The following is a 25,925-nucleotide window of genomic DNA, read 5'->3' as shown; positions in this document are numbered from 1 at the left end:
TGACTGACTCATTATAAGTAGCATTATCGTGATTAAAAACCAAGATGCCGACCGTGTTTATTGTATATTGTGGGCATCTAAACCAAAGCGCCTGTAAACCTTATGACTCAAAACGTATGAGCGGCTCAATGTCAATGGGCTTGCGTGTAGGCTCATCCTTAGGACTGGTGCCAGTATAAACAAAAGCCGTAATATAATCATCTGCCCCCACGCCAAAGTATGCCTTGACCGCAGGCTCATTACAAAGCAAACCTGTCCGCCATACCGTACTAAAGCCTTGTGCCTTTAGAGCCAGTAGCATATTTTGGACAGCGGCGCCTGCGCTGAGCAGCTGCTCAAAAGGCGGCACTTTTTTGTGTGCTTGCATGTTGGTCACGACCGTTATGATAACAGGTGCACGTAGCGGCATGGTATGAGTTTTTTTGATGGTTTTTTCGGTCAGCACTTCACCTTGTTGTGCAGCCTGTGCCTTTGCGGCGCTCACCAATGCCGCGCCCAACTGACGACGCGCCTCACCTTCGGTGACGATAAACCGCCACGGTTGCAGCGTTTTGTGGTCAGGCGCTGTGGCCGCACAGGCGATTGCTGCTTCTATCTGAGCACGGGTAGGTGCAGGCGTGTCTAGATTGCCCATGCTGCGCCTCGAGCCAATCCAGCCGATCATCGCTTCACTATTGACTGGCATCTCATCCGTGTCGATACTTTGTATAGACTGCTTTTTATTATTTTTATCAGAGGTAGTCATTATCGCTCCTTATTTATTTTGTGGTCACAGACGGGTTGCGTCAAGCTTTGATAATCCTTGAAGCTATTTTTACTCAAAACGACTAAAAACCATTGCATGCGCACACTGATATCATGCCTTTGTGATACCTTTAACACACCCTTGCCCTCAACAGCTATTACTGTACTTAACAGCCATTGCCGCTACGCAGTCTCTTCGGTGCGATGCTCCGTACGCAGGTAGTCTTCTGATTGCATCTCAAGCAAACGCGAACGTGTACGTTCAATCTCAAAAGCCAGTTTTTCTCCCTGATAGAGCTCAAGAATAGACTGCTCGGCACGCACCAGTAGCTTGACACGGCGATCATAAAACTCATCGACCAGATAAATAAAGCGCCGCGTTGGATCACGTAAATCATCGTCTAAGGCTGGCACCACATCGACCAACACCGTACTAAACTGTTTGGCGATTTCGATAAAATCTGCAGCAGAGCGCGGCTCCATACACAAGTGTCTAAAGTCACAAAACAAGATATCTTCGGTACGGGCGTTGACCTTAATCGAGCGGCCATTGATGACGATGGGCTCTTTGCTGATTTTTTGGTTGTTAGACAGGCTGGCAAAACGGTTGGCCAGCCAGTGATGATTGGCCTTGGTCAATGGCGACTCATACAGCTCAGCTTGCTGCAGTACCCGCAAACGATAGTCGATGCCTGAGTCGATATTCATCACCGTAGTATGGTGCTCGACCTCAGCGATCGCAGGCAAAAACCGGTCACGGTGCAGGCCATCTTTATACAGACCTGCTGGCTCGATATTGGAGGTGGCGACCAACGTCACGCCGCGATTAAACAGCATGGTAAACAAATCGCCTAAGATCATGGCATCAGAGACGTTGGAGACAAAAAACTCATCAAAACAAATCACCACCGCTTCTTTGTAAATAATATCAGCGACTTTTTCGAGTGGATCACTTTGACCTTGGAGCGCGTTAAGCTCTTGGTGCACGCGCTGCATGAAATGATGAAAGTGCTGCCGCATCTTACGCTCGATGGTCAACGAGTCATAAAACATGTCCATCATCCACGTCTTACCGCGGCCTACCCCGCCCCACATATACAGACCCTTTGGGGCAGCAGGCTTGGATTTCAAAAAGCTAAAAAAGCGCTTTTTTTGTGGCACGCTGTCACTGAGCTGATGATACAGCTCATCGAGATAGCTCATGGCCTGATATTGCTGTTCATCTCGCGTAAACTCACCTGTGCTGATGGCTTGCTCGTAGCGTTGCAACGGGGATAAACTCATAATGCGACTCATTGTTTAATAAAATTTATTTAATAAAATCAAATGGTTGTATTTTTACCATTGTATATAGCTGACGCGGCGCTCATAGCAATCGATCCTAGCTATCGTCCAGAAATACTGTGGTGCTCAAGCAGTTTTTTTAATTCAGACAAACGCCCATGAAAAAAGTGCCCCGCCCCATCGACCACACTGACGGCGATACCCAGACGATCCGCAAATGCCTGCATCTTAGCAGGGTCAATCACCTCATCAGCATTACCATAAATCTCAAAGGTCTTGTCAGCAGGTAAGTCGATATCACTACTGTCGTTTTTTTCTACCGATGGCGCGATAAGCGCGATATTTATAAGCTCAAAATCGCTCACGTCCCAGATATGTGAGGCCTCAAGCACTTGTTCGGCAACGCGCGCGGTGACATACCCGCCAAAGGAAAAACCGCCTAGCCACAGCTTGCGCGCGCCGGTTTGCTCAGCGATCCATTGTAGCACGGTCATCGCATCGACGACTTCGCCATCGGCATAGTCATGCTCGCCTGTGGACTGACCGACACCGCGAAAATTAAACCGCACCACATGCATGCCACTATCGCGGGCAAAGCGGTACATGGTCGTGACCACTTTGTTATTCATCGTCCCATCAAACAAAGGGTTGGGGTGACAAAGCAGCGCCACCGTATCGGTATTGGGATCGTTAGGGTTGTCTTGTTGCCAGAGCGCATCGACCTCGAGCACGCCAGCAGGAGCAGGAATCAGGTGCATATTGTTACTTACTTAATTAAGAATGAATGTCTCAATTATCCTAGATATGGTTTATATTTCAAGTGATTTGCTGTACAGACGCCTTAGGGCGTGTCCTCAATTCAATCAATAGCCATCTAAATGGGCTAAAAATGGTTAAATCTGGCCAAACGGTGTCAAATAGCTGACTAATATCTCACGCCTAAATGCCTACAAGTAAGACAACGGTAAGAGCGCACACAATAACTACCTAGACACCAAAGCGCCGAATGGGTTAGATTCATACTGATTGTGTAGTGGTGACTGGCAAAGTGTCAGTGCCATTTATCATCATTAAAATACTCAACGTCTAAATTGAGGAATACATTATGATTACTATGAATAAAACCGCCGCTTTTGGTGCCACATTGGCCGCCGCACTTGCTTTGAGCGCTTGCCAAAGCACCCCGTCATCACCGGTCATTCAACGCGCCAACGCTACCTACGAAACCACCGGTATCGCCGATACAAAAGTTAAAGCACAACAAAATGCCATCGATAGCGCTCAAAAAACGTGCCGCAGCAAGCAAGTGATTATCATTGAGGACACAGTCAACTACAATGGTATCTTAGATGAGCGCACAGGCCGCATGGTTGGACAAGCTGGCGCGGTGCTCGGTAGTATCTTTGGTACCGGCTCACCAGATTTATCGCGTGATGACGACTATGAATACACCATCAGCTTTCGCTGCCAATGATTCGCTGCCAATAACGTGATGATGCGCAAACACCGCCGCTAGCCACTCGCCAGCCCTTCTGTTTGTCACAGCATTTATGCAGCAGATCGGTTGGCTTCTCTTTTTGTGACTGCGCTTTTGAGGTAAACTATCATCAGCTTAAAACCTCAAGCGATACACGCAGCGCTATTTCGCGGATTGTCAACTTGCCTTGCTCTCTGATTGATAGGATTGGTTGTTTTTTTGCCGCGTTTTTTGCCGCATTGCTTTTTACAATATGGTTTCTTTAGTTTTGATAGCAACCATTTCATACCTTTCTGTCCCACTTTATACTTTTATGTCTTAGTCGGCTTTGGTCTCCTATTATGCGCAAACCCAATCTCTCAAATATCAAACAAGCCAAAGTCCTAGCCCCTGCCAAAGACTTGGCGACGTTAGAAGCTGAGCTTGCTGAGCAAGAAAACAGCCTAGAAGTCAGTTTAGAAGACACGGTGCTGCGCTTAAGTGACTACTTGTCGGCGGTAGAGATGGTGGTAAAAGAAACCTTTAACCATCGCGTGTGGGTGAAGGCTGAGATTCGCAACTTATCGAGCAAAGGCGGACATTATTATTTTGAGTTGGCCGAAAAAGATGACGACGGTAAGGTCGTGGCCAGCTGCCGCGGCAACCTCTGGCGCTTTAAGGCCGCCCGCGTTTTGGCGAAGTTTGAGCGCGCAACGGGCATGCCACTTGAGCGCGATCTGACCGTACTGCTCAAAGTATCGGCAGGTTTTCATGCGCAGTATGGCTTTTCGCTCACGATCGAGGATATCGATCCAAGCTACACGTTAGGCGATTTGGCGCGGCAGTATGCTGAGATGGTCGACCGCTTAACGGGCGAAGGACTCCTGCACCTCAATCAGCAGCTACCGACACCGTTTGATATCGAGCATGTGCTGGTCATCGCCCCCGAAAAAGCCGCAGGATTGGGCGACTTTCAAGCCGATGCAGACCGCTTAGCCACTACCGGTGCTTGTCAGTTTCATTACCATCATGCCACCTTTCAAGGCAATCATGCGCCAAGCGAGATTCGCCAAGCCATCGTCAGTGCGCAGCAGCAATTCCAAGATACCTATCAGCGTTTGCCAGATTTATTAGTAATTATCCGTGGCGGCGGCGCGGTGGGCGATTTGGCTTACTTAAATGACTATGAGCTGGCAGCATTGGTGGCTGAGCAGCCTATTCCTGTGTGGGTCGGCATCGGTCATGAGCGGGATAAAGTCATTCTAGATGAGGTGGCGCATACCAGCTTTGATACGCCATCAAAAGTCATCGCAGCGATTATCAGTCATCTGGCTCAGCTCATTACCCAAACGCTGCAATACCAAGCACAAATCAAACAAGCGGCCACACAGCAGCTCACGATGGCTGAGCAAAAAACGTCACGACAATTGAACCATATCCAATCGCAAACCATCGGCCAGCTGACCGCACTGCGAAAAGACAGTGATTATGCGTGGCGTAGCATTCAGCAAAGCGCCCAGCGCCAAGTTAAGCAAGCCGCCAGACTCACCAGCAATCTGCGTGCGCAGACTCAATCCTTGGCTTATCAGCAATTAGCAGCCGCTTCTACTTATAGTCAAAACTACCAAAAAACAATGATACAAACCGCCCAGCTGCGTGTCATACAAGCGCAGCGTAACAGCGAGCATCTGCGCGACATTGTCCTTTTGCACCGTCCTTCTCGTGTGCTCAAGCAAGGCTATACCATGCTCACTGATGCCAAAGACAAACAAATTCTGACCAGCAGCACGCAGCTTTATCCTGAGCAAACCATTCATATCGTCTTAAAAGATGGCAAAGCACAGGCACAGATTGTTGAGATTAAAGACAATCACAAGAGAACAGAATCTGCTAATACGCTAACCGAATCAGACAACAACGTTTAAGAACTAATTACTTAAACCCTGTTATCTACCAAAATCATTACCAGAGATTAGGAATACCTTATGACCACCCCGACTCGCCGACGCAAAAAAGCCGCCCCAAAAACCTTTAAGGCGGCTTACGATATTTTAAAGACCAATGCCGAGCAGCTACAGCAGCAAGATGAACCCGATATCGACAACCTTATGACCACGGTCGAAGAGTCAATCGCCGCGTATCGCGTCTGCGAAACCCGCATCAATGCCGTACAGCAAGCGCTAGATGCGGCGTTTGCTGAAGAAGATCGCACAGAGAGTAGTGATCAAAATAGCAACCGCTAATGGCGCTTTATTATGGCGTATCCACCTCAAACACTTGGCGAAGATAGGCAAGATAAGTATCGTTGTTAATCATGGTCTTGCCTGGGCTGTCAGACAATTTTGCCACAGGCTGACCGTTACACTCGACCAGCTTTAACACGATATTGATTGGGGTGATGCCCATGTCATTGGTCAAGTTGGTGCCGATACCAAAGCTGGTTTTGATACGGTCTTTAAAATACTGATGCAGCTCCCACGCTTTGTCTAAATCCAAACCATCACTAAAAGTCAAAATCTTAGTCTTGGGGTTTATCTTGAGCTTTTTATAATGCGCGATGGCCTTGTCACCCCACACATAGGGGTCGCCACTGTCGTGACGCAAGCCATCAAACAGCTTGGCAAAATACAAGTCAAAATCACGCAAAAACGCATCCATACCGACGACATCTGTCAGCGCGATTCCTAAGTCGCCGCGATACTCATGGACCCACGCTTCCAGCGCGGCTTTTTGTGAATCGCGCAAACGCACATCCAATGCCTGAAATGCCTGCATAAACTCGTGCGCCATCGTACCGATCGGCGTCATTCCCAGTTTTTTTGCTAGATAAACGTTTGAGGTGCCGCCAACTATCTTTGGGGCAGCCTTGTGTAGGGTCTCCACCACATGCGCTTGCCAAGATTTGCTAAAGCGGCGACGCGTACCAAAATCAGCCACGATAAAAGGCGGTGTATCGGGGTTATAGCTGCTTTGCTCGGCTGCATAATGATGCAATAGCTCAACTTTGGCGTCTAGCCGGCGCTGGCCTTCTGCCAAGACTTGAGAATCTGATAAGGCACTAAAATACAACTCATTGACAATGGCCAAAACAAACACTTCAAAAAACATCGCCTGTATCATCGGTCCTTCGATATCGATGCACAGTCTGTCTTTCTCATCGGTGCTGACGGTGATAAAACGGCGCTTGAGCTTAAACAGCTCAAGATAATCGACGAAGTCTGAACGAATAAAGCGCAAACCGCGCAGATACTCTAATTCATCTTCCAAAAACCGTAACTCGCACAGACTATCTAGTTGCTGCTCTAGAGCGTCTTTGATATCGGCTAAGGGATAGACAGTATCCTTATTATTGCGGCAACGAAAACGATAAACCCCATGCGTCTGTGGAAACTGATGCAGCATGGCTTGGAGCATGGTGAATTTGTACAAATCGTTATCAAGTAACGAGGTAATAATAGGTGCATAGGTAACGGTCATACTATGGCCTTAAAAACACAGAAATAAAAAATAACGTCACCTAATACTCAAAGCGACACAGTATACAATATGATAAACAACCAGATATGGCGCACAAACAGCACGTTTGCAGCGCGCATTCATCAGTCGTCAAGTATAACGAAATTTGCTGCTTTTTTCAGAGTTCATGCTTTTTTGGTGCTTTTATTAAGGCGTGTCCTCAATTTAATTGATAGTCAGCTAAGAGTCAGCTAAATGGATCAAAAATGGCAAAACAGTGTATAACATTGTACAACGCTGTTGATACCACTACGATGTAATCAGTTTGACCAAAGGCGCATAGCCTGACTGCGGCATCACATCGACGGGGATAAACTGCAGCGCGCCACCATTGATACAATAACGTAGGCCACCACGATCCTTTGGCCCATCGGGGAACACATGACCCAAATGTGAGTCCGCGACCCGCGAGCGCACCTCGGTACGCACCATATTAAACGCTCGGTCTTCGTGCTGGGTAATCACCTGCATATCAATGGGCTTGGTAAAGCTTGGCCAACCGCAGCCTGACTGGTACTTATCCGTGGATAAAAACAAAGGCTCGCCCGAGACCACATCGACATAAATCCCAGGGGCAAACAAGTCATCATACTCATGACTAAACGCCCGCTCTGTCCCTGCCTGTTGAGTGATATTGTACTGAGCTTTGGTGAGCGTCTGCTGTAGCGCACCTTTATCAAACCCAGCATAACGCTTGGGCTCTAGCGCTTCTGCGACAGTGCTAACAGGCGCAAGCTTGGGTGGTGCCGTACTCTCAAGCTTATCATCGGCAAGGCTGAGATCGACATGACAGTAGCCATTGGGGTTTTTTGCCAGATAGTCTTGATGATACATCTCCGCCACATAAAAGTTGTCTAACGGCTCATTTTCGACCACAGCTTTTTGCTTATATTGGCTCTGTACTCGCTTTAGCGCCGCGTCGATGACCGCTTTATCGTCTTGATCGGTATAATACACCCCAGTACGATACTGCACACCGCGATCATTGCCTTGTTTGTTTAGGCTGGTCGGGTCAATGACGCGAAAATAATACTGCAAAACCGTATCAAGATCTATCTTATCAGCATCATAAGTGACTTTTACTGCTTCAGCATGCCCTGAGCCGCGAATGACCTGCTCATAACTGGGGTTGGCAGTATCCCCATTGGCATAGCCTGATAGCGCATCGACCACGCCATCGACACGCTCCATATAGGCTTCAACACCCCAAAAGCAGCCGCCTGCCAGATAGATAGAGCGGGTATTGATGGCGTTGCCTTTGTCATTATAATACACCCCATCTTTTTGCTTGATGGTTTCAATCTTGCTATTGCTGGCTGCCGCTTGGGCGGTTGCAGGCTTGCTACTGCCAGCCTTTAGCTCGGCAAAGTCGTTTTCGGCATTGTCCGCCAGCGCATACGCTTGCTCGGGCGATATATTGCCTTTGACTAAGTGTACCAAGTTGCCGTTTTTATCCAGTATCGCCCAGCTTGGATAGACCTGCACGCCCAGCTGCTTGATAATGGCGCCAGAAGGGTCAGTCAATACCGGTAGTTTGGGATACGCTGACTGCACGCCTGCATACCATGAGGCAAACTCACCCTCAGCTTTCTCATTGAGATGACCAGGACTTGCCATAGTGACTACGTTTAAACCAGAAAACTTAGGATCGAGGCGCCACGCTTCGGTCTCAGCCAGCGTGCCCAAACACAGCGGGCACCAGCTCGCCCAAAACTTAACCAAGGTCGGCTTATCAGGGTCGATCACTGCCGCGCCTGTCTCGCCCAGACCTGTGGTCAATTGCGGCAATGCTTGCATCTGCCCAAGCATGTCAGATGGCAGCATATCTCGTGAGCTGGTCACGCCGCTGTTTTGCTGACTGGCACTACTGCCAGCACTACTACTGGCACTATTATCAGCATTACTCATTTGTCCGCAAGCCATCAGCAGCCCAGCACTGAGCACCATCATCACGCCATAGCGGCTGGCGTTTTTTAGGTAACGTGATGGTTTTGAGCGAGAGGGCTGTTTTACTAAATGCTGTGATGAGGGGTTGGCGGCAACGTTACTTATAGAGTGGCTGATACTTGACTGATCTTTGTACCAATTTAAGTGGCGCGGTTGATCGTTTTTATCGGTAGGCTGGTCTGACATAATAGGTCCTTTAACTAACACTGCTATGAGTGGCAGATATTTTTATGGTACGACCATCTTTGTCTAAATACAATTCAGACAATATTAAAAACAGCGGTTTCATATTGAGTTTTTGTTAACCACTGTATCACCGATCAAACCCTACACTCTATCGTGCAAAATGCCTTTGCTGTCGATAAAAAACGCCAAAATCAGCATCACGACTTAGTGTGCATAAACTGCGCCACATAATCATCAGCAGGGTCGTGACGTAGCTGCTGCGGGGTGCCCGTCTGTACCAAACGACCACCGTTTAAGATGCTGATGCGTTGGCCGACCTTGATGGCCTCATCGATATCATGGGTAATAAAAACGATGGTCTTGTTCAGCCGATCTTGCAGCTCCAGCAGTTGGTCTTGTAGCTGAGCACGAATCAGCGGATCAAGGGCAGAAAACGCCTCATCCATCAGCAAGATTGGGTTGTCTGTCGCCAGTGCCCGTGCCAGCCCAACCCGCTGCTGCATACCGCCTGATAGCTCGTCAGGGTAGCTGTGCTCTAGATTGGGCAGTCCGACTTCATTGAGCCAATGCCGTGCAATCTCATGGCGCGCTTTGGTACTCATCTTTCGTACCCGTAGGCCATAGGCAACGTTTTGTATGACAGTCATGTGCGGTACTAGGCCGAAGTGCTGAAACACCATACTGACGGTATGCTGACGATACTGCTGCAGCGCTTTATCATTGAGCGTCAATATATCGATAGCAGACGATCCTGCTTGCGCTGTAGTCTGCGTCTCCTCTGCTACTGCGGTAGCAGGCGCGCGACTAGGGTTTGTTGTATGCAGGCTGGTATCGACCCATATTTTGCCACAGCTTGGGTCTATTAGACGATTGATATGCCGTATCAAAGTCGACTTGCCTGAGCCTGAGAGCCCCATGATACAGTGCAGCTCCCCTGCTTTGATGGCGAGGTTGATGTCATAAAGCCCGACCGAATACCCTGTCTGCTCTTTGACCTCGGTACTGTCCATCCCTTGCGCCAATAGCGATAAAGCTACCTGCGCCTGCGCCGGGCTGGCATTATAAATCTTACTGATATTTTCAAGCTGAATATGGTTCATCATGGTTCTCGCTATGGGGTTTTTATGCGGTTTAGCACAGCTTAGCTCGATGCAGCCGCTACTTATCAACCTATCGGACGCTTGCCAGCGTCGATGGTTTTTTGGCGGGCGCGCTTGCCTTGACCAAATGCCTGAGTGATACGATCAATGATAATGGCGACGATGACGATCGCGGTGCCTGCTTGTAGCCCTTGACCGATATTTAGCGTTTGAATAGACTGCAGCACATCCTCACCAAGACCTGGCGCCCCAATCATAGAAGCCAGCACCACCATGGACAGTGACATCATCACCGCTTGATTGATCCCCGCCATGATACTTGGTAATGCTTGTGGTAGCTTAATCCAAATCAGCAGCTGACGATGCGTACTGCCAAACGAGCGCCCTGCCTCGATCATCTCATGATCGACTTGGGTAATACCCAGCGTCGTCAGGCGAATCAGCGGCGGCAAGGCATAAATAACGGTAGCAAACAGCGCTGGCACCTTACCAATTCCAAATAGCATCAGCACCGGAATCAAATATACAAAGCTTGGCATGGTCTGCATCACATCTAAAATGGGCGTGACTATCTTACGCAGTACCTTACTGCCCGACATCGCAATCCCGATCGGAATGCCAATCACCACGGTCACCAGCACCGAGACGATTAGCAGGGCAAAAGTATCAATCAGCGCGCCCCACAGCCCAAAAGCACCGATCAAAAACAGCCCTGCGCCGCATGCCAAGGCAAACCACACCTTACGAACCGCAAACCATCCCAACACCGTGACGAGTAAGATAAGCAGCCATGGCGGCATCGCGGTCAATAGCCGCTCAATCGGTAATAATAAATAAGTAAGTGCCAAAGTACTGATGGTACGAAACACCTCACCGTAGTTTTTTACCACGCTTGCCAAGGTGTTATTGAGCGGAGTCTCAAGCGACCATGATGGGAAACTCGATGCAAGGCCAAATGCGTGATTATTGATGCCATCATCATGAGCGATAGTGCTATCGTTGGCTGCCGCACCTGTGAGGCTAATGCCTAACTGCGCTGCTAGATTGGTGGCCGCTTCGTCAGTCACCCACCTGCGCCAGACGTCTGGATGCTCGCGCAAAAACACCAACGCTTGCTCTTCGCCGCTACGTTTGTTTTCACTCATCTCTAAGATAGCGCCATTGAGCGCATCGGCACTAAACTGTACGTTATTAAAAACATCAACCAGCGCTGGGTGGGACGCTATAAACGGGGTGGAGACAGCAATCCCCAAAGGAGAAACGGGGAAGCCTGAGACGCAGTCAGCGCTGCCATCTGCACGCAGCAAATCCTGCCAGCAAGTATCATCGTGCGCGGGAAACTCAAGCGCGGCAAAGTCGTATTTCGCCATCAGCCCTGTCGGCTGCCAGTAATAAAACAATAAGGGTTTGTGCTGCTCAAATGCAGACGATATCTCGGCATCGAGTGCCGCACCCGTACCGGGGTGCGCGTTGTTAAACACACCATCCAATCCTGTATTTTTCAGTAGCCGCGTATTAAACACCTCACAAGTCCAGCCAGAAGGGCAATTCATAAAACGAGCACTGCCTGGGTCTTCTGGGTCTTCAAACAAATGGGCATACTTGGGCAAGTCTTGGTAGCTGCGCAGTCCCGGATTTTCTTCTAGCACGTATTTGGGCACATACCAGCCTTGGGTTGCGCCGCCTTTTAGCGTATCGCCGATGACGGCAACTTTATCTTGCGCAATGGCCTGCTCCATGATCGGTGAGCGCCCAACCCACTGCTCACCGATGACTTGAATATCGTCTTGCGACAGCGCGGTTTCGAGCGCAGGGCCAGCACCTGGCACCTCCTCGACCGCACATTCATAGCCATCTTCGACGATATACTTGAGTACCCCAGAGATAAACTGACCACTCTCCCATGTCAGCGCGCCAAATTTGACAGGTGATTGGCAGGCTGCCGATGCTGCCACGGGCAGGAGTAATGTACTCATACAGAGTAAACTTAACGCAATCCATTGGCGCATGCTCAGTCCTATTTATGATGGGTGCCGCTCGCTTATGCCCTACGCCTTAGTATGAACACATCTCTTGCGTCAGTAGCACGAATGAGCGATTGGCTTAAATGATAGGTTGCCGTTGTTTAGAGGTACTACAAAGTGTAGCGACTTCTCACACAGATGACAAATGCTTATTGCTCACTACCCACGTGTTGCCTACCGCTATTTGACCGAAAAAAAGCACCTACCTAGGTAGATGCATAAGTATGCTTAAAACGTGTCGCCACAAGGCTGTATCAGGCATGGCTACACTGAGCATGACTATATCGGATACAGTGACTTACAAGGCGACTGTGTTTGAGTGCTACTTTAAAAATAGAGCCATGGCTTTTTTAAACAGTCCACCATAAGGCGGTAGTAGTAAATTCATGCCGTTGAGCTTGGCCTGTACAAACACAGGCTTCATGTGACTAAGACGCTCAAATCCTGCCTTACCATGATAAGCACCGGTGCCCGAATCACCAACGCCGCCAAAGGGTAAATCATGCTGCGCCACGTGCATGATGACCTCGTTGACACACAGACCACCTGAAACCGTGCGATTACGCACTTGCTCTATATCGCCTTGATGTTCGCCAAAAACATACAAAGCCAGCGGACGCGGGCGCGAATTGATAAAGTGAATGGCATCATCTAGCGTTTCGTAGTGTATCAAAGGCAAAATCGGCGCAAAAATCTCATTGTCCATGACCTCACTGTCTAACGCAGGCTCCCGAACGATCACAGGTGGCATCAGGCGTGTTTCGCTGTTGGCCTCAATCGGGGTCAGCGCATGCACCTGCTCGCTCGGTAGCGCGTCTACATAGCCTTTTACGCGCTTAAACTGAGCGCCATTGATGATGCGCGAGTAGTCAGGATTATGCTCAATATCAGGATAATGCTTATCCATCCAGTCTTTTGCCGCTTGGATAAATGACTCATGATAGCGACGCGGAATCAGCACATAATCAGGGGCGATACAGGTTTGGCCGGCATTTAGTGTCTTGCCCATCATCACGCGATTGACCACTGACTCTAGATTGGCATCATCTAAGACGATCACCGGCGACTTACCACCCAGCTCTAATGTCACTGGCGTCAGATTGGGGGCGGCAGCGGCCATGACTTTTTTGCCGACCGCCGTCGAGCCAGTATACAGCAGATGATCAAACGGCAGCTCACTAAAAGCCACCGCGATATCGACCTCGCCCAGCACCACACATATCATGTCGGAAGAAAAATAACGAGCCACAGCATCGGCGAACGTCTGCGCGAACTTTGGCGCCGCCTCACTCATTTTGATCATGATTCTATTGCCCGCGGCGAGCGCATCTATCATCGGACCTACGGCCAAAAACAGCGGATAGTTCCAAGGCACCATGATGCCGACCACACCTAACGGCTGCGGCTGGATTTCGTTGTGGGCTGGCATATACAGTGCCGAGATCGGCGCACGCTGGGGCTTCATCCATTTTTTGCCGTGTTTTTTGGCATGACTAATCCCTGTAAAACTCGGGAACAACTCAGCAAACTGCGTCTCAGACTCACTACGATGGCCAAAGTCAGCGCTGATGGCACTGGCAAAGCTGGCTTGGTTGTCGCTGAGCATCATCTCAAGGTTATCCAGCTGCGTCTCACGTGTGGCCCAGTCGTTTATCGGCTGCGTACGGCTCAGCGCTTGTAGATGCTCGAATTGCGCTCGCATCTCTTCGGCAGTGTGCGCGATACTAGAGGCTTGATGCGGCATATGCTCATTGATATTTTGGGTATTGTCTGTCATGTCTCTTCCTTGTTATATGCGTTGGGACTGATATACTTTTTTGGGCGAGCGGCGCTGTATTTTTAGCACACATCCTGCCTGTCTTCGTTTTTAGCAGACCCAACCAAAATCCGTCATAAAAACAGTCATAAAATTGTATCCCTTACGCTTTGTAGACGCTCCGACGGGCACTTTAATGTAGCGCATCGACTGAGCAATGAATAGCATTTTAAACTGACTAGTGCGTTTTTTAATAGAGCAAAAGTCATCGCTTACGCCGCGGCCAAACTTTTTAATTTCCAAATTTTTATTTGGGCGGTATCTAATAAGCAGATAAGTTTGGGCGACACTGCCAAAAACTGCTACACTTTAGGCAACTGACCTACTTGGCCGTGTCCTCATTTTAAAAATAGCAATAAAAATGAGATAAATTGCCGCCAAACACTGTAGGGCGTGTTGAATATTCAACACGCCCTAATCAAACAACGAAAATAGCGCAGATAATATCGAGATATTCATTAGCTATTTGATACTGTTTGGTCAGATTTAGCCATTTTTAACTCATTTAGATGGCTATCTATTGAAGAGGACACGCCCTTGCCTTCATACCTTTTGCCAATTCTATATATCTACCATACGTTGTGACTGCCATGCAAAACGCCATACAACCCCTGAGTGACACGCTGATCAGTAAGTCTTTGTCCGCGGCCGATTATGTCCCTACCTTGGATGCGATGCTCGCGCGCACGCTGACACGTATTGAGTTAAAAAAAACCAAACAGCAGCGCACGCCTGATGAGCTGTGGATCGTCGATCACAATGATGTCTATACCTTAGGACAAGCGGGTAAAGAAGAGCACATTTTACAGCGTACAGACACCCCAATTATCAAAACCGATCGCGGTGGTCAAGTGACTTGGCATGGTCATGGGCAATTGGTGCTGTATTGGTTATTTGATTTAGAGAGCTTGGGCTGGAGTGTGCGCAATTTAGTCTCACACGCTGAGCAAGCCATCGAAGATGTGATCAATGACTGCTTACAAAACCACACAGCTGGTGATACGCGCATTCGTGCCCAAGCGCGCCGTGATGCGCCAGGCGTCTATCTCTATGCCGATACCAGCGCAGAGCATGACGACAGCCCTACCGATAAAGGCATTGTATCGACTGATATCCAGCCGTCGTCCATCATGTTAGGTAAAATGGCGTCATTAGGCTTTAAGATTAAGCATGGTTTTAGTTACCACGGTATCGCTATTAATTTAACTTGTGATTTATCCGCGTTCAATGCCATCAACCCATGTGGCTATGCTGGCATGCAGATGCTTAGGTTAGCTGATTTTATCAACATGTCCCCCTCCCCAAAGACACGAAGCGCAGAGCAAACCCGCGAACCCTTGAGCTATGAGAGCGTCACACAAAAACTCATCGACAATATCGCTCAGCGCCATGCAGGACAGATAGCACTGCGCGCGTTGGCTCCCAAACCAAGTCGCTAAAGCTTGTGGCCTTTGAGTCTTTTTTTGCATAATATCTTGCACGCTTAGACTTAAGCATTTTGAGAAAAATTGTCGCAAACTTGCTATAATCGCTGGCGGTACAGACAGCTGTCATACCTATATGACAGCTCAGCTCAACCTTTGAGCTTTTCTTATTGTATTTAGACATTTAAAACAAAAGCAAATCGGAGTATTTTATGGCAGATTTTAACAAAATTTTGGACGCAGGCGACGTAGACGGCGGCATCATCAACGTGGTAGTAGAAATCCCTACCGGTAGCAGCCATAAAATCGAATGGAACCGCGAATTGGCTGTGTTTGAGCTGGATCGTATTGACCCACAAATCTTTGCCAAACCTTGTAACTACGGCTTTATCCCGCAAACGCTAGACGAAGATGGCGACGAGTTGGATGCGCTGATCATCACAGAGCAGCCACTGCCGACTGGTATTTTCTTAAAAGCCAAAGTCATCGGCGTGATGAAGTTTGTAGATGATGGCGAAGTCGATGACAAAATCGTCGTCGTACCAGCGGACGATCGTGATACCGGCAATGCGTACAACAGCTTAGAAGACCTACCTAAACAGCTGATCAACCAGCTACAGTTCCACTTCAGCCATTATAAAGACCTGAAAAAAGCGGGCACCACTGTGGTTGAATCATGGGGCGACGTGGCTGAAGCCAAAGAAGTTATCAAAGAGTCTATCCAGCGCTGGAAAGACCTATAAACCACCACTGAGACTCAGATAATCTCACTGCAATATACCGCTGTCATAACAATGATGGCGGTATTTTTTTGTTTATCTGCTGCTCAAATACCGCTCACCGCTTGAATGGTGCTCGGTTAAAATGGTTATAATAACTCATGCTTACATGCTTACATGCTATATGCTCATCGACAATAAGGAAAACCATGTTTAACCCCGACCCAAGCTCAAAGCCAGTCAATCCAAAACTGCCAAAAGATGTGATCATGATGGTCGAAAAAAACAACCTCGTCATGGCCATCAAAACATTGGCGCAAGATGAAAATATCAGTATGGATGAAGCCAAGGTGCGAATAGACGCTTATGAAACCGCGTTAAAAGTAAAGCAGCAACAAAAACTCAATACCATCGCAAACAAACAAGGCATCTCTAATCACGCCATTAGCTTTGATCGAAAGCAAGAAACAAAAGAAGAGCTAGAATCTGGCAAACTGATCAAAACACGCGTCAAAACCACCAAGCAGACTCAAGGTTTTAAAGACTTACAACAGGGGGTTGATAGCCAGCTAAATAACTTGGGGTACAAAAAACCCTTAATACCATATTGGACAAAACGTTTATTGCTGATTGTGGTGATTATGGCAGGATTGTTTTGGATATTGTGGCGAGTGTTTGGTTAGGGCGACATGGCGGGCTTTATTAGGATATCCCTTTTACCAGCTGTGCTTAACAAAATACGTGGTAGTACAAACGCTAACAAATCCTTACCATCAGCCTCGTGAAAACAAAAAAATTGTCTGTTATTTTTGCTTGTTATAGTGAGTTCAGTATAACAACGATACCGTGGGACTGGGATGAATTTTACGCAAGGTTTGATCTTAACGATAATAAGGATATTAAAATGAAAACATCTATAGCGGCAAAATCGCTTAAAAATAAATTCTGGATAGTATGTTGGCTGAGCCTCTTGAGTCTTGGTGCTTGCAGCAATGAGACCCAAAAGCCAGATGATAACAATAATAATATAGAATCTAGCGAGATGACGCCTGTGCAAACAGCGAACGAAGATAAGGACCAAGCTTCTACTCCTAACTCTACAGAAGATGAGGAAGGTGCAGGAGGTACAGCGTACTATTCTAGCAGCGGCAGTGTAGAAAATGACCAAAAAGCTGATGATACGGTGACGGTCAATGAAAACAATCCCAACTTAGATAAAACATCTGCAGATGGGGTGCAGTAAGTAAGAATCAAGCCTCAGTAGGGAGCCTTCTTGCACTCCCTACTGAGCGCTTATACTAGTGATGCTCACCAGGCAGTATTTTTGCAAAAATACGCTGCGCTAAATTCGGCTTACTATCGGTGGTCTGGGCAGCCGTCGAGCTTGGGAATATACGATAACCAATAGACTGCACCCCCACATTAAATGCAGGTACCAACGAGTAGCTTGCAGACGCAAATCTACCCATGTTGCTGGCGATACTGTTTGGTTTATGAACGATCGCTTTGGCGATCATCATCGCCGCCTCATCAGGCATCAATGCTGGCATATAACGATACAGCTTGGTCGGTGCAATCATCGGCGTGCGCACCAGTGGCATAAAAATGTTGGTGACTTTGATATTATCGCCTTTGACCTCTGCTGCCAGACAGCGACTAAACGCATCAAGCGCTGATTTTGAGGCGACATAAGCGGCAAAACGCGGACTGTTTGCCAGTACGCCAATGGAGGAGATATTAACAATTTGACCCTTCTTCCTGCCAATCATCGTCGGAAGTAGTCCCAAAATAATCTTGACCGCACCAAAGTAATTGACATCCATCGTGCGCTCAAAGTCATGAAAACGGTTGACTGATTCATGCACTGAACGGCGAATCGAGCGCCCCGCATTATTGACCAATACATCGACATGACCAAAATCAGCAAGAATCCGTTTGCTGACGTCTTCGATATCATCCATATTGGTCAAATCACATGAATAATAACTGGCCCTGCCACCGAGTGTTTCGATGTTGTCCGCGACAATTTTTAGCTTGTCTTTGGTACGTGCCAATAAAATCACATGGGCGCCGCACTCACTGAGCAAAAAAGCAGTACGCTCGCCAATACCACTTGAGGCACCCGTGATTACGATATGCTTATCTTTAACCGCTTTAGCGATTGCTTTTTTTGAAGGGTTGGCCATAAAAAGTCCTTTTTGTTTGTTTTATGTTCTTTTGTAGGATAGCAAAAAATATGGCCTGAGGTGAATGAATCGTCAGTACAAACATCGCGATTGATGATTATTTACCCGCCCTAGTGACTACTGATGCGTACACAAAAAATCCTCGACCACACGAAACTGTCCTGCGGTACTCTCTTCGCCATACATCGCTTGGCGAAAGGCATTAGAATTTGGAATGCCCGTGGTATACCACGCAATATGCTTACGCGCAATACGGCAGCCTGAGTATTCACCATAAAAATCATACAGCTCTTGTAGATGCGCGAGCACAATCTCTTTAATCTCGCGAACACTTGGTGCTGATAGCCGCTCACCTGTTCGCAAAAAATGACCGATATCACGAAACAGCCACGGCTGACCTTGAGCGGCGCGCCCTATCATCACGGCATCGCAGCCTGTCATCTCGTAGACATATTGGGCTTTTTCAGGGCTATCGATATCGCCATTGGCAATGACAGGGATACTGATACTGTCTTTGACTTCGCGTATCAGCTCATAACGCGCCGTACCTGTATACATATCCTCACGCGTCCGCCCATGAATCGCAATCGCTGCGATACCAGCTTGCTCAGCGCGGCGTGCCACTCGCAAGATATTTTCGCGGCCATTTTCATAACCCAGTCGCGTCTTTAGGGTGACGGGAGCATCGACTGCACCTACTGCCGCATCGAGCAGACGTGCCACCAAATCTTCGTCTTGCAGCAAGGCTGAGCCTGCCAGCTTACGGCAGACTTTTTTGGCAGGACAGCCCATATTGATATCAATAATCTGCGCGCCATTGTCAATCTGATAACGCGCCGCTTCAGCCAATTTATCAGGCTCAGCCCCTGCTATTTGTGCCGAGATGGGCGCAATTTCATTATCAAAATTGGCACGGTACAAAGACTTTCTGCTGGCATAAAGCGCGGTATCGGCGATGATCATTTCACTGACTGCATGCCCTGCGCCAAAGGATTTGCACAGTCTACGAAAAGGGTTGTCCGTCACGCCGGCCATGGGCGCGACCATCAGACGGTTTTCGATACTCAGACCACCGATATCAAGCGGCTGTAATAAGGGATGCTGAGCGGCAACTGGTGCTGAAGAATCAGCCATCACAGAATTCGCAGAAGTATTTATAGACATAAAAAACGGCTTGATTTGCATAGAAAACAAGCCGTTATTCTAAGGGTTCGTACGCATATTGCAAGCCATTCACGTCAATCCTTTGCCGCTATGACTTCCAATACGACTTTCAAATAGGCGATGCGCCGCTTACTTATCAAACACACTACCCTGCTCTAGGGTAATATCATCGTCATGTTCCTGCATACGCCAAGGCAAAATATCGGGCGAAACATTGACGAAATGCAGATATTTTTCAAACTGATCGATGATATCATTGATCACCGACTCTGGCTGATAACCATACAAGTCATAGGTTTGGCCACCGCGGCGCAAATAGACCTCGGCACGGTGATGGTGCTCTTGTGGCAGAGTACCTGCCATATCTTCAGTATAATAGTCAGGAACCTCATGCTCTGATAGGCGCACCTCGTACCAAAACTCGACATTGTCACCGCGTCTTAGCTCTAATACCGCTCGATTGTTTACCTCATCATAGTTGACCTCAGGCAACCAGCCTGTCTCGGCAAATTTTTCTGCAACCTCCTGCATCGATGACATCACCGTGCCCTTGATATAGCCGAGCACCTTTTCGCGCGTTGGCTGATTGGTAATATAATCAATACGATCACGCCATGCGTCTAATTTGAGCAAATGCGGCGGTAAATGGTTGTCAGTGGCCAGACTTTGATTACGATGCCCCTCGATACGTAGCGCACGCCACATACCAAACGTCGAGATTAAGATAATCACTGCAAAAGGCAAGGCACTGACGATAGCCGCTGTCTGCAGGGCGCTTAGGCCACCTGCGATCAGCAGCACCGCTGCTACAGCGCCTTCTGTCACTACCCAAAATGAGCGCTGCCACCACGGCGTATCACTACGACCACCAGCGGCGAGCGAGTCGATGACCAATGACCCTGAGTCTGATGACGTCACAAAAAAAGTAATAATCAGTAGGACGGTTAATGACGAGACAATTTGAGTAAAGGGTAAGTTTTCTAGCAGCTTAAATAAGGCAATGGCTTGGTTGTTTTGTACCTCACCGATCAGCGCCTCATAACCATCGACCATGATCATATGCAGCGCGGTATCCCCAAATACCGAAAACCAAAAGAAGGTAAACAGCGTTGGCACAAGCATCACACCCAGTACGAACTCACGAATGGTACGGCCGCGACTGATTTTGGCGATAAATAGTCCGACAAAAGGCGCCCACGCGATCGTCCATGCAAAGATAAATAGCGTCCAGCTACCGATCCAATCACTCGACTGATAAGCTTGTAAGCTAAAGGTACGCTCAACGATATTGCCCAAATAACTGCCTGTATTTTCCATAAAGGCATTTAGGATAAATATCGACGGCCCGACCACAAACACAAAGATCATCAAAGCCGTGGCCAGCACCATGTTTAAGATAGACAGGCGTTTGACGCCCTTATCCATCCCAGCCAGCACAGACACCAGTGCTGCGGTGGTCACCAGCGCAATGATGATGACTTGTACGGTGGTGCTCACTGGAATCATATCGGGCAATAAGTAATTCAAGCCTGCATTAATCTGAGCCACAGACAGACCCAAACTGGTGGCGATACCAAACATGGTACCCAAAATCGCAAACACATCCACCGTATGTCCGATAGGCCCATGGATTTTGTCACCGATTAAGGGATAGAGGGTTGAGCGCACCGACAGCGGTAAGCCGTGCCGAAAGGAAAAATACGCCAATGACAGCCCCACGACGCCATATATCGCCCAAATATGAAACCCCCAATGAAAATAGGCAATCTGCATCGCCTCTTTGGCCGCCTCAATCGTCTGCGGCTCTGAGAGTGGTGGACTGGCAAAATGTAAGACCGGCTCGGCAACACCATAAAAGAGCAAGGCAATGCCGTAACCTGCCGAAAACAGCATAGCAAACCATTCAAGAAACTGATATTCAGCTTCTGCATGGTCAGGGCCTAATTTGATACTGCCATAAGGCGAAAACGCCAACACGATGACAAACATCAAAAATATAGCAACTGCCAGCATATAAAACCAGCCGAACGTCTCGGTGGTAAATGCCAGGACGGTACTAAATAGCTCACCGGCCGCCTCTGGATTGATAGCAGTACCAATCACCAATAGCAGCATGATAGCCGCCGCTGGGACGAAAACTGGCAACAAAATAGTGGAGCGAGGTAATTTACTCATAGAAGTGATATCCTCAAAAAGTGACAAAACCGATCAACCGTGCTTATTAAAATATTTTTTGCATAACATGTCTGATAAATACTTGATACTGCATTTTTGACTTCTTACTTCTGACATTGTCTGCTTATGGGCACTGGTTTGATGAATGGGTTCTAAAGACAAAACTGCTTAACCAACAGTCAGCCATTATGATATTTATCACACTCTTTTAAAAAACCCCAGACAATCTCTGTCCTTGTAACACTACTTTAACGATTGTTACATGACTATTACCAAGCAACAAAAAAGGCAGCTTGTTAGCCGCCTTTAATGTATAAGATATATTTGTTTGTCTACAACGGCAATATTATCCTGCAATAACTGCGGCAAGCTGTTGCGCCAGATCTGCCAGCTCGCCTTGATCCGCTTGGGTGACGGCATGACGGCCTAGCTCATGAATACTCGATGGAATCAGATGGACATGATAATGAAACACTGTCTGCCCAGCTTGCGAACCATTTAGCTGCATTTGGATGATACCTTCGCGCTCAAACACTTGGCGCTGCGCTTGCATGACTTTTTTGGCAGTCATCAGTACCGCTGCCGCATATTCTGGCTCCAGATCAGCCAAATCGATTGCGTTTTGTTTGGGGATGACCAGTACGTGGCCTTTTGCTTGTGGCATGATATCCATAAAGGCAAGGGTTTTATCGTCTTCAAAAACCTTATGATACGGAATCTCGCCCTTTAGCATTTTTGCAAAGATGTTATTGTCGTCATACTGAACGTGATTGTTTTGATTCATTGTTATTCCTTTATTCATTGGCCAGTGTGGTGAGTGAATGACTCGGAAGCTTTGCTCACAACAAGTATTATATAGTGGACGAAATAGCGCCTGAGTACAAGCCGCTTGCTGACTTGTCAATCAAAACGCCCATACCAATATGCGCCGACTCGCTCAGCAATTTATTGGCGACTCATAGACTTTAAATGTTATATTAACCCTCTACTTTAATGATGCTATATTTATGGATTCGCCTACCTTGCCGACGCCTTTATCAAACGACAACCTAAACGACCATTTAGCCGCCAGCTCTGCTGCAGAAACGCGTACTGAGCACCCAGCGCAAAGCCTGCCGCCTAATAGCGTGATTTTGGCCGAGGCGCTGACCGATAGCAGCATTCATTGGCAAATACACAACTGCAAAGTCAGCAAAAAAACAGTGACGCAGGAGTTGCCGCTGCCTTTTTTATATCATTACGACAGCTTAGACGATGCCATCAAGCAAGCCAACCCGCTCACACCTGCCCTACTGGCTCAGTTTAATAGGCCGATGAGTGCCAGTGAAGCCGCGCAGCTCATTGGGACTGAGGCCGCGCTCATCAGCAGTCCTTGGCACATTAAGGTCATCGGTTCACTGGTGGTGTTTAGCGAGGCGCTGCAGTTAGCTGTGCGTCTGCACTGGACCAATACGGGCAAAGACACCGAGCAGATCTATACCAAAGAGGCGGTGGATGCGCTGAGCACCGCCTTAAAAGACTGGCAGTTTTTTGGCCGCGTCGATGTGCTCTACAAAAACGACAAACAAACGCTTGTCTCTGTTTTAGAGGATACTGACTCACAAACCGCGGCAAACGAGCGGATATTACCCATCGCCGCCAGCGCTGAGTATCAGCTGTTGCCAGCGCCTCACGCTCTAGAGATTATCGCCCGACTAGAAGCGGATAAAACCGATCTGCCTTGGTTTGACAAAGCCATCTTAGAGCGCCTAGCATAAATTGTCGTGTTGGGCCGCCTTATGCCTTCTTATGATTTATCGTTGATGCGCTTGCAGGACGGCACATTGCTATTAAAATAAGATTTTATCGATACGATGAATACCACATGATCATGGCATATTTTTGTCATTCATATCTAATGGTATGGTCATGACCTAGTATTATTCATTGGTCGTTATTTAGTATAAAAAGCACACTATCATCACAGCTGAGGCTGCACTTTTTTATAAACCTCGCCTATTTGTAAGGAAAATCACATGGATTATCGCTCAAAAACCTCTACCGGTGGTCGCAACATGGCAGGTGCTCGCGCACTGTGGCGTGCAACTGGCATGACTGATGGCGACTTTGGCAAGCCAATCATTGCCATTGCCAACTCATTTACTCAGTTTGTACCCGGTCACGTACACCTAAAGGACTTGGGTCAGATGGTCGCACGTGAAATCGAAAAAGCAGGCGGTGTGGCAAAGGAGTTTAATACCATTGCAGTCGACGATGGTATCGCCATGGGCCATAGCGGCATGCTGTACTCATTACCCAGCCGCGATCTGATCGCCGACTCAGTGGAGTACATGGTCAACGCCCACTGCGCCGATGCCTTGGTATGTATCTCTAACTGTGACAAAATCACCCCAGGTATGTTGATGGCCGCGATGCGTCTTAATATTCCTGTGGTGTTCGTCTCTGGTGGGCCTATGGAGGCTGGTAAAGTCATAGCCAGTACTGTGGCTCATAGTCATAACAATGATGGCGGCAGCGATGTTCATACCACTGATAATAAAGGCAACGCCATTCGCAAGCTCGACTTGGTCGATGCCATGATGGATGCCGCTGATGACACCATCAGTGACGAAGACGTTTTGGCTATCGAAAGCTCTGCCTGCCCAACTTGCGGCTCGTGCTCTGGTATGTTTACTGCCAACTCCATGAACTGCTTGACCGAAGCACTGGGGCTATCATTGCCCGGCAATGGCTCACTGCTTGCAACCCATGCGCTGCGCCGCGAGTTGTTTTTAGAAGCGGGCCGCACGATTGTCTCATTGGCCAAACGCCGCTATGAGCAAGACGACGAGTCTGTCTTGCCGCGCTCTATCGCCACCAAAGCTGCGTTTGAAAACGCCATGAGCCTAGATATCGCCATGGGCGGCTCGACCAACACCATCTTGCATTTACTGGCGGCCGCCAACGAAGCAGAAGTGGATTTTAAAATGGCGGACATCGATCGCCTAAGCCGCGGTGTGCCTTGCCTATCTAAAGTCGCGCCTGCCTCACAAAAGTACCATATGGAAGACGTCCACCGTGCAGGCGGCGTGATGGCTCTACTCGCCGAGCTTGATCGAGCAGGCCTATTGACCACCGACATACCGACCATCCATAGTGCTACGATGAAAGAAGCCATCGACAAATGGGACATTATGAATCCTGACAACACCGAAGCACGGGCGCTATATGTTGCAGCACCGGGCGGTGTACGTACCACTCAAGCGTTTTCGCAGGCGAAAGAGTGGCCAAACCTTGATGTCAATCGCGAGTCAGGCTGTATCCGTAGTGTCAAGCACGCCTACTCAACAGATGGCGGCCTTGCCGTGCTTTATGGCAATATCGCTGAGCGTGGCTGTGTGGTCAAAACCGCAGGCGTTGATGAAAGTATTTTGACTTTTACAGGTCGCGCGCGTATTTTTGAGTCGCAAGACGCGGCCGTCGCCGCCGTATTGGCAGATGAGATCGTCGCAGGTGATGTGGTCATCATTCGCTATGAAGGACCAAAAGGTGGCCCTGGTATGCAAGAGATGCTATACCCTACTACGTATCTTAAGTCTAAAGGCTTGGGCAAAGAGTGTGCGCTGCTGACTGACGGCCGCTTCTCTGGTGGCACCTCTGGCCTCTCTATTGGTCACGCCAGCCCAGAAGCGGCGGAAGGCGGCGCGATTGGTTTGGTTATGGAGGGCGACACCATTCATATCGATATCCCAAATCGCACCATCAACATGCAAGTCAGTGATGCCGAGCTGGCGGCGCGCCGCGAAGAAATGGAAGCACGTGGCCGTGATGCGTGGAAGCCTGTCAGCCGTGAGCGTTATGTGACACCAGCCTTACGCGCTTATGCTGCCATGACCACCAGTGCAGATACGGGGGCGATACGCGATGTGAGTCAAGTTGAGCGCTAACGACATCCCGACTCTCTAAAACCTCAAGCTGTTGAGAAAAGCCTGCATCGTGCAGGCTTTTTTTCACCAAAAAACAACGCAGCACGCGTTTTGATAACGATTTTTTGCGGTAATAATATATTTTTGGCGTCATGATAAGACTGACTCAGAGCAGCGGCGCTGACGACTTCGGACAAACTACCGGTCAGATAACTTAGGTGACAGATAACTGAGGTGAGCTGGTTATCGATTAGGCTGTCATACATTAAATATCTTTAA

Annotated in this window: 21 protein-coding genes; 9 read left to right on the top strand and 12 right to left on the bottom strand. The window is 48.3% G+C overall.

Going from position 1 to position 25,925, the window contains the following annotated elements:
- Positions 1-100: 100 nt before the first annotated feature.
- The 3 genes from CAP50_RS06585 to CAP50_RS06575 all read right to left on the bottom strand — a co-directional run bounded on the left by CAP50_RS06585 (position 101) and on the right by CAP50_RS06575 (position 2,786).
- On the bottom strand, positions 101-685 hold the full coding sequence (locus CAP50_RS06585; RefSeq protein WP_241900697.1) for a nitroreductase family protein: 585 nt from the start codon (positions 683-685) through the stop codon (positions 101-103).
- A gap of 242 nt (positions 686-927) precedes the next feature.
- A complete protein-coding gene (zapE, locus tag CAP50_RS06580; protein WP_100749444.1) occupies positions 928-2,028 on the bottom strand; it encodes a cell division protein ZapE in 1,101 nt (366 codons plus the stop codon).
- A 101-nt stretch (positions 2,029-2,129) separates the two neighbouring features.
- Positions 2,130-2,786: an alpha/beta hydrolase gene (locus tag CAP50_RS06575; protein ID WP_100749443.1), complete on the bottom strand. Its 657-nt coding sequence runs from the start codon at positions 2,784-2,786 to the stop codon at positions 2,130-2,132.
- A gap of 347 nt (positions 2,787-3,133) precedes the next feature.
- On the opposite strand from CAP50_RS06575, the gene CAP50_RS06570 reads away from it, so the two are divergent.
- The 3 genes from CAP50_RS06570 to xseB all read left to right on the top strand — a co-directional run bounded on the left by CAP50_RS06570 (position 3,134) and on the right by xseB (position 5,727).
- The gene (locus CAP50_RS06570) at positions 3,134-3,502 is read left to right on the top strand and encodes a hypothetical protein (RefSeq protein ID WP_075102097.1); all 369 of its coding nucleotides are present in this window, start codon (positions 3,134-3,136) and stop codon (positions 3,500-3,502) included.
- Positions 3,503-3,846: 344 nt separating this feature from the next.
- On the top strand, positions 3,847-5,409 hold the full coding sequence (gene xseA / locus CAP50_RS06565) for an exodeoxyribonuclease VII large subunit (RefSeq protein WP_100749442.1): 1,563 nt from the start codon (positions 3,847-3,849) through the stop codon (positions 5,407-5,409).
- A 60-nt stretch (positions 5,410-5,469) separates the two neighbouring features.
- Entirely contained in the window at positions 5,470-5,727 is a 258-nt protein-coding gene (xseB, locus tag CAP50_RS06560; RefSeq protein ID WP_075102099.1) for an exodeoxyribonuclease VII small subunit, read from the top strand.
- Positions 5,728-5,737: 10 nt separating this feature from the next.
- On the opposite strand, the gene pncB is transcribed toward xseB, so the two are convergent.
- From pncB to CAP50_RS06535, 5 genes are all read right to left on the bottom strand, one after another.
- Positions 5,738-6,961 carry a nicotinate phosphoribosyltransferase gene (gene pncB / locus CAP50_RS06555; RefSeq protein ID WP_100749441.1) on the bottom strand — a complete coding sequence of 408 codons (1,224 nt, stop codon included), beginning with the start codon at positions 6,959-6,961 and terminating at the stop codon, positions 5,738-5,740.
- Between the two features lie 288 nt (positions 6,962-7,249).
- On the bottom strand, positions 7,250-8,923 hold the full coding sequence (gene msrAB / locus CAP50_RS06550; RefSeq protein WP_443575823.1) for a bifunctional peptide-methionine (S)-S-oxide reductase MsrA/peptide-methionine (R)-S-oxide reductase MsrB: 1,674 nt from the start codon (positions 8,921-8,923) through the stop codon (positions 7,250-7,252).
- Between the two features lie 407 nt (positions 8,924-9,330).
- Complete coding sequence (locus CAP50_RS06545) at positions 9,331-10,233, bottom strand: ATP-binding cassette domain-containing protein (protein WP_100749561.1); 903 nt, start codon at positions 10,231-10,233, stop codon at positions 9,331-9,333.
- Between the two features lie 65 nt (positions 10,234-10,298).
- A complete protein-coding gene (locus CAP50_RS06540; protein WP_100749439.1) occupies positions 10,299-12,242 on the bottom strand; it encodes a glycine betaine ABC transporter substrate-binding protein in 1,944 nt (647 codons plus the stop codon).
- A gap of 337 nt (positions 12,243-12,579) precedes the next feature.
- On the bottom strand, positions 12,580-14,034 hold the full coding sequence (locus tag CAP50_RS06535; RefSeq protein ID WP_100749438.1) for a coniferyl aldehyde dehydrogenase: 1,455 nt from the start codon (positions 14,032-14,034) through the stop codon (positions 12,580-12,582).
- A gap of 629 nt (positions 14,035-14,663) precedes the next feature.
- On the opposite strand from CAP50_RS06535, the gene lipB reads away from it, so the two are divergent.
- From lipB to CAP50_RS06515, 4 genes are all read left to right on the top strand, one after another.
- Complete coding sequence (gene lipB / locus CAP50_RS06530) at positions 14,664-15,512, top strand: lipoyl(octanoyl) transferase LipB (protein ID WP_100749437.1); 849 nt, start codon at positions 14,664-14,666, stop codon at positions 15,510-15,512.
- Between the two features lie 197 nt (positions 15,513-15,709).
- Entirely contained in the window at positions 15,710-16,240 is a 531-nt protein-coding gene (locus tag CAP50_RS06525) for an inorganic diphosphatase (protein WP_075102105.1), read from the top strand.
- Positions 16,241-16,425: 185 nt separating this feature from the next.
- Positions 16,426-16,899: a hypothetical protein gene (locus CAP50_RS06520; RefSeq protein WP_100749436.1), complete on the top strand. Its 474-nt coding sequence runs from the start codon at positions 16,426-16,428 to the stop codon at positions 16,897-16,899.
- Between the two features lie 98 nt (positions 16,900-16,997).
- Positions 16,998-17,459, top strand: coding sequence for a hypothetical protein (locus CAP50_RS06515; RefSeq protein ID WP_241900679.1), 462 nt, complete (start codon positions 16,998-17,000; stop codon positions 17,457-17,459).
- Positions 17,460-17,514: 55 nt separating this feature from the next.
- Here CAP50_RS06515 and CAP50_RS06510 read toward each other — a convergent pair whose 3' ends face one another.
- The 4 genes from CAP50_RS06510 to CAP50_RS06495 all read right to left on the bottom strand — a co-directional run bounded on the left by CAP50_RS06510 (position 17,515) and on the right by CAP50_RS06495 (position 22,525).
- Entirely contained in the window at positions 17,515-18,402 is an 888-nt protein-coding gene (locus CAP50_RS06510; RefSeq protein ID WP_100749434.1) for an SDR family NAD(P)-dependent oxidoreductase, read from the bottom strand.
- Positions 18,403-18,519: 117 nt separating this feature from the next.
- Entirely contained in the window at positions 18,520-19,536 is a 1,017-nt protein-coding gene (dusB, locus tag CAP50_RS06505; RefSeq protein WP_100749560.1) for a tRNA dihydrouridine synthase DusB, read from the bottom strand.
- 159 nt (positions 19,537-19,695) lie between these two features.
- Positions 19,696-21,741, bottom strand: coding sequence for a BCCT family transporter (locus CAP50_RS06500; protein ID WP_100749433.1), 2,046 nt, complete (start codon positions 21,739-21,741; stop codon positions 19,696-19,698).
- Positions 21,742-22,087: 346 nt separating this feature from the next.
- Positions 22,088-22,525 carry an HIT family protein gene (locus CAP50_RS06495; RefSeq protein ID WP_100749432.1) on the bottom strand — a complete coding sequence of 146 codons (438 nt, stop codon included), beginning with the start codon at positions 22,523-22,525 and terminating at the stop codon, positions 22,088-22,090.
- Positions 22,526-22,748: 223 nt separating this feature from the next.
- On the opposite strand from CAP50_RS06495, the gene CAP50_RS06490 reads away from it, so the two are divergent.
- Both CAP50_RS06490 and ilvD read left to right on the top strand, forming a co-directional pair.
- The gene (locus CAP50_RS06490; protein ID WP_100749431.1) at positions 22,749-23,498 is read left to right on the top strand and encodes a hypothetical protein; all 750 of its coding nucleotides are present in this window, start codon (positions 22,749-22,751) and stop codon (positions 23,496-23,498) included.
- Between the two features lie 258 nt (positions 23,499-23,756).
- The gene (ilvD, locus tag CAP50_RS06485; protein WP_100749430.1) at positions 23,757-25,667 is read left to right on the top strand and encodes a dihydroxy-acid dehydratase; all 1,911 of its coding nucleotides are present in this window, start codon (positions 23,757-23,759) and stop codon (positions 25,665-25,667) included.
- Positions 25,668-25,925 lie beyond the last annotated feature (258 nt).

This window comes from Psychrobacter sp. L7 (assembly GCF_002810365.1).
In the GTDB taxonomy this organism is placed as follows: domain Bacteria; phylum Pseudomonadota; class Gammaproteobacteria; order Pseudomonadales; family Moraxellaceae; genus Psychrobacter; species Psychrobacter celer.
Note: the sequence above shows the minus strand (reverse complement) of the source record. Positions and strands in the feature narration are given on the sequence as shown.

Bases quoted from the DNA above. Each gene is read 5' to 3' on its own strand.
- CAP50_RS06585 (WP_241900697.1), bottom strand. From the start codon at position 685: ATGCCAGTCAATAGTGAAGCGATGATCGGCTGGATTGGCTCGAGGCGC.
- zapE (WP_100749444.1), bottom strand. From the start codon at position 2,028: ATGAGTTTATCCCCGTTGCAACGCTACGAGCAAGCCATCAGCACAGGT.
- CAP50_RS06575 (WP_100749443.1), bottom strand. From the start codon at position 2,786: ATGCACCTGATTCCTGCTCCTGCTGGCGTGCTCGAGGTCGATGCGCTC.
- CAP50_RS06570 (WP_075102097.1), top strand. From the start codon at position 3,134: ATGATTACTATGAATAAAACCGCCGCTTTTGGTGCCACATTGGCCGCC.
- xseA (WP_100749442.1), top strand. From the start codon at position 3,847: ATGCGCAAACCCAATCTCTCAAATATCAAACAAGCCAAAGTCCTAGCC.
- xseB (WP_075102099.1), top strand. From the start codon at position 5,470: ATGACCACCCCGACTCGCCGACGCAAAAAAGCCGCCCCAAAAACCTTT.
- pncB (WP_100749441.1), bottom strand. From the start codon at position 6,961: ATGACCGTTACCTATGCACCTATTATTACCTCGTTACTTGATAACGAT.
- msrAB (WP_443575823.1), bottom strand. From the start codon at position 8,923: ATGGCTTGCGGACAAATGAGTAATGCTGATAATAGTGCCAGTAGTAGT.
- CAP50_RS06545 (WP_100749561.1), bottom strand. From the start codon at position 10,233: ATGAACCATATTCAGCTTGAAAATATCAGTAAGATTTATAATGCCAGC.
- CAP50_RS06540 (WP_100749439.1), bottom strand. From the start codon at position 12,242: ATGCGCCAATGGATTGCGTTAAGTTTACTCTGTATGAGTACATTACTC.
- CAP50_RS06535 (WP_100749438.1), bottom strand. From the start codon at position 14,034: ATGACAGACAATACCCAAAATATCAATGAGCATATGCCGCATCAAGCC.
- lipB (WP_100749437.1), top strand. From the start codon at position 14,664: ATGCAAAACGCCATACAACCCCTGAGTGACACGCTGATCAGTAAGTCT.
- CAP50_RS06525 (WP_075102105.1), top strand. From the start codon at position 15,710: ATGGCAGATTTTAACAAAATTTTGGACGCAGGCGACGTAGACGGCGGC.
- CAP50_RS06520 (WP_100749436.1), top strand. From the start codon at position 16,426: ATGTTTAACCCCGACCCAAGCTCAAAGCCAGTCAATCCAAAACTGCCA.
- CAP50_RS06510 (WP_100749434.1), bottom strand. From the start codon at position 18,402: ATGGCCAACCCTTCAAAAAAAGCAATCGCTAAAGCGGTTAAAGATAAG.
- dusB (WP_100749560.1), bottom strand. From the start codon at position 19,536: ATGGCTGATTCTTCAGCACCAGTTGCCGCTCAGCATCCCTTATTACAG.
- CAP50_RS06500 (WP_100749433.1), bottom strand. From the start codon at position 21,741: ATGAGTAAATTACCTCGCTCCACTATTTTGTTGCCAGTTTTCGTCCCA.
- CAP50_RS06495 (WP_100749432.1), bottom strand. From the start codon at position 22,525: ATGAATCAAAACAATCACGTTCAGTATGACGACAATAACATCTTTGCA.
- CAP50_RS06490 (WP_100749431.1), top strand. From the start codon at position 22,749: ATGGATTCGCCTACCTTGCCGACGCCTTTATCAAACGACAACCTAAAC.
- ilvD (WP_100749430.1), top strand. From the start codon at position 23,757: ATGGATTATCGCTCAAAAACCTCTACCGGTGGTCGCAACATGGCAGGT.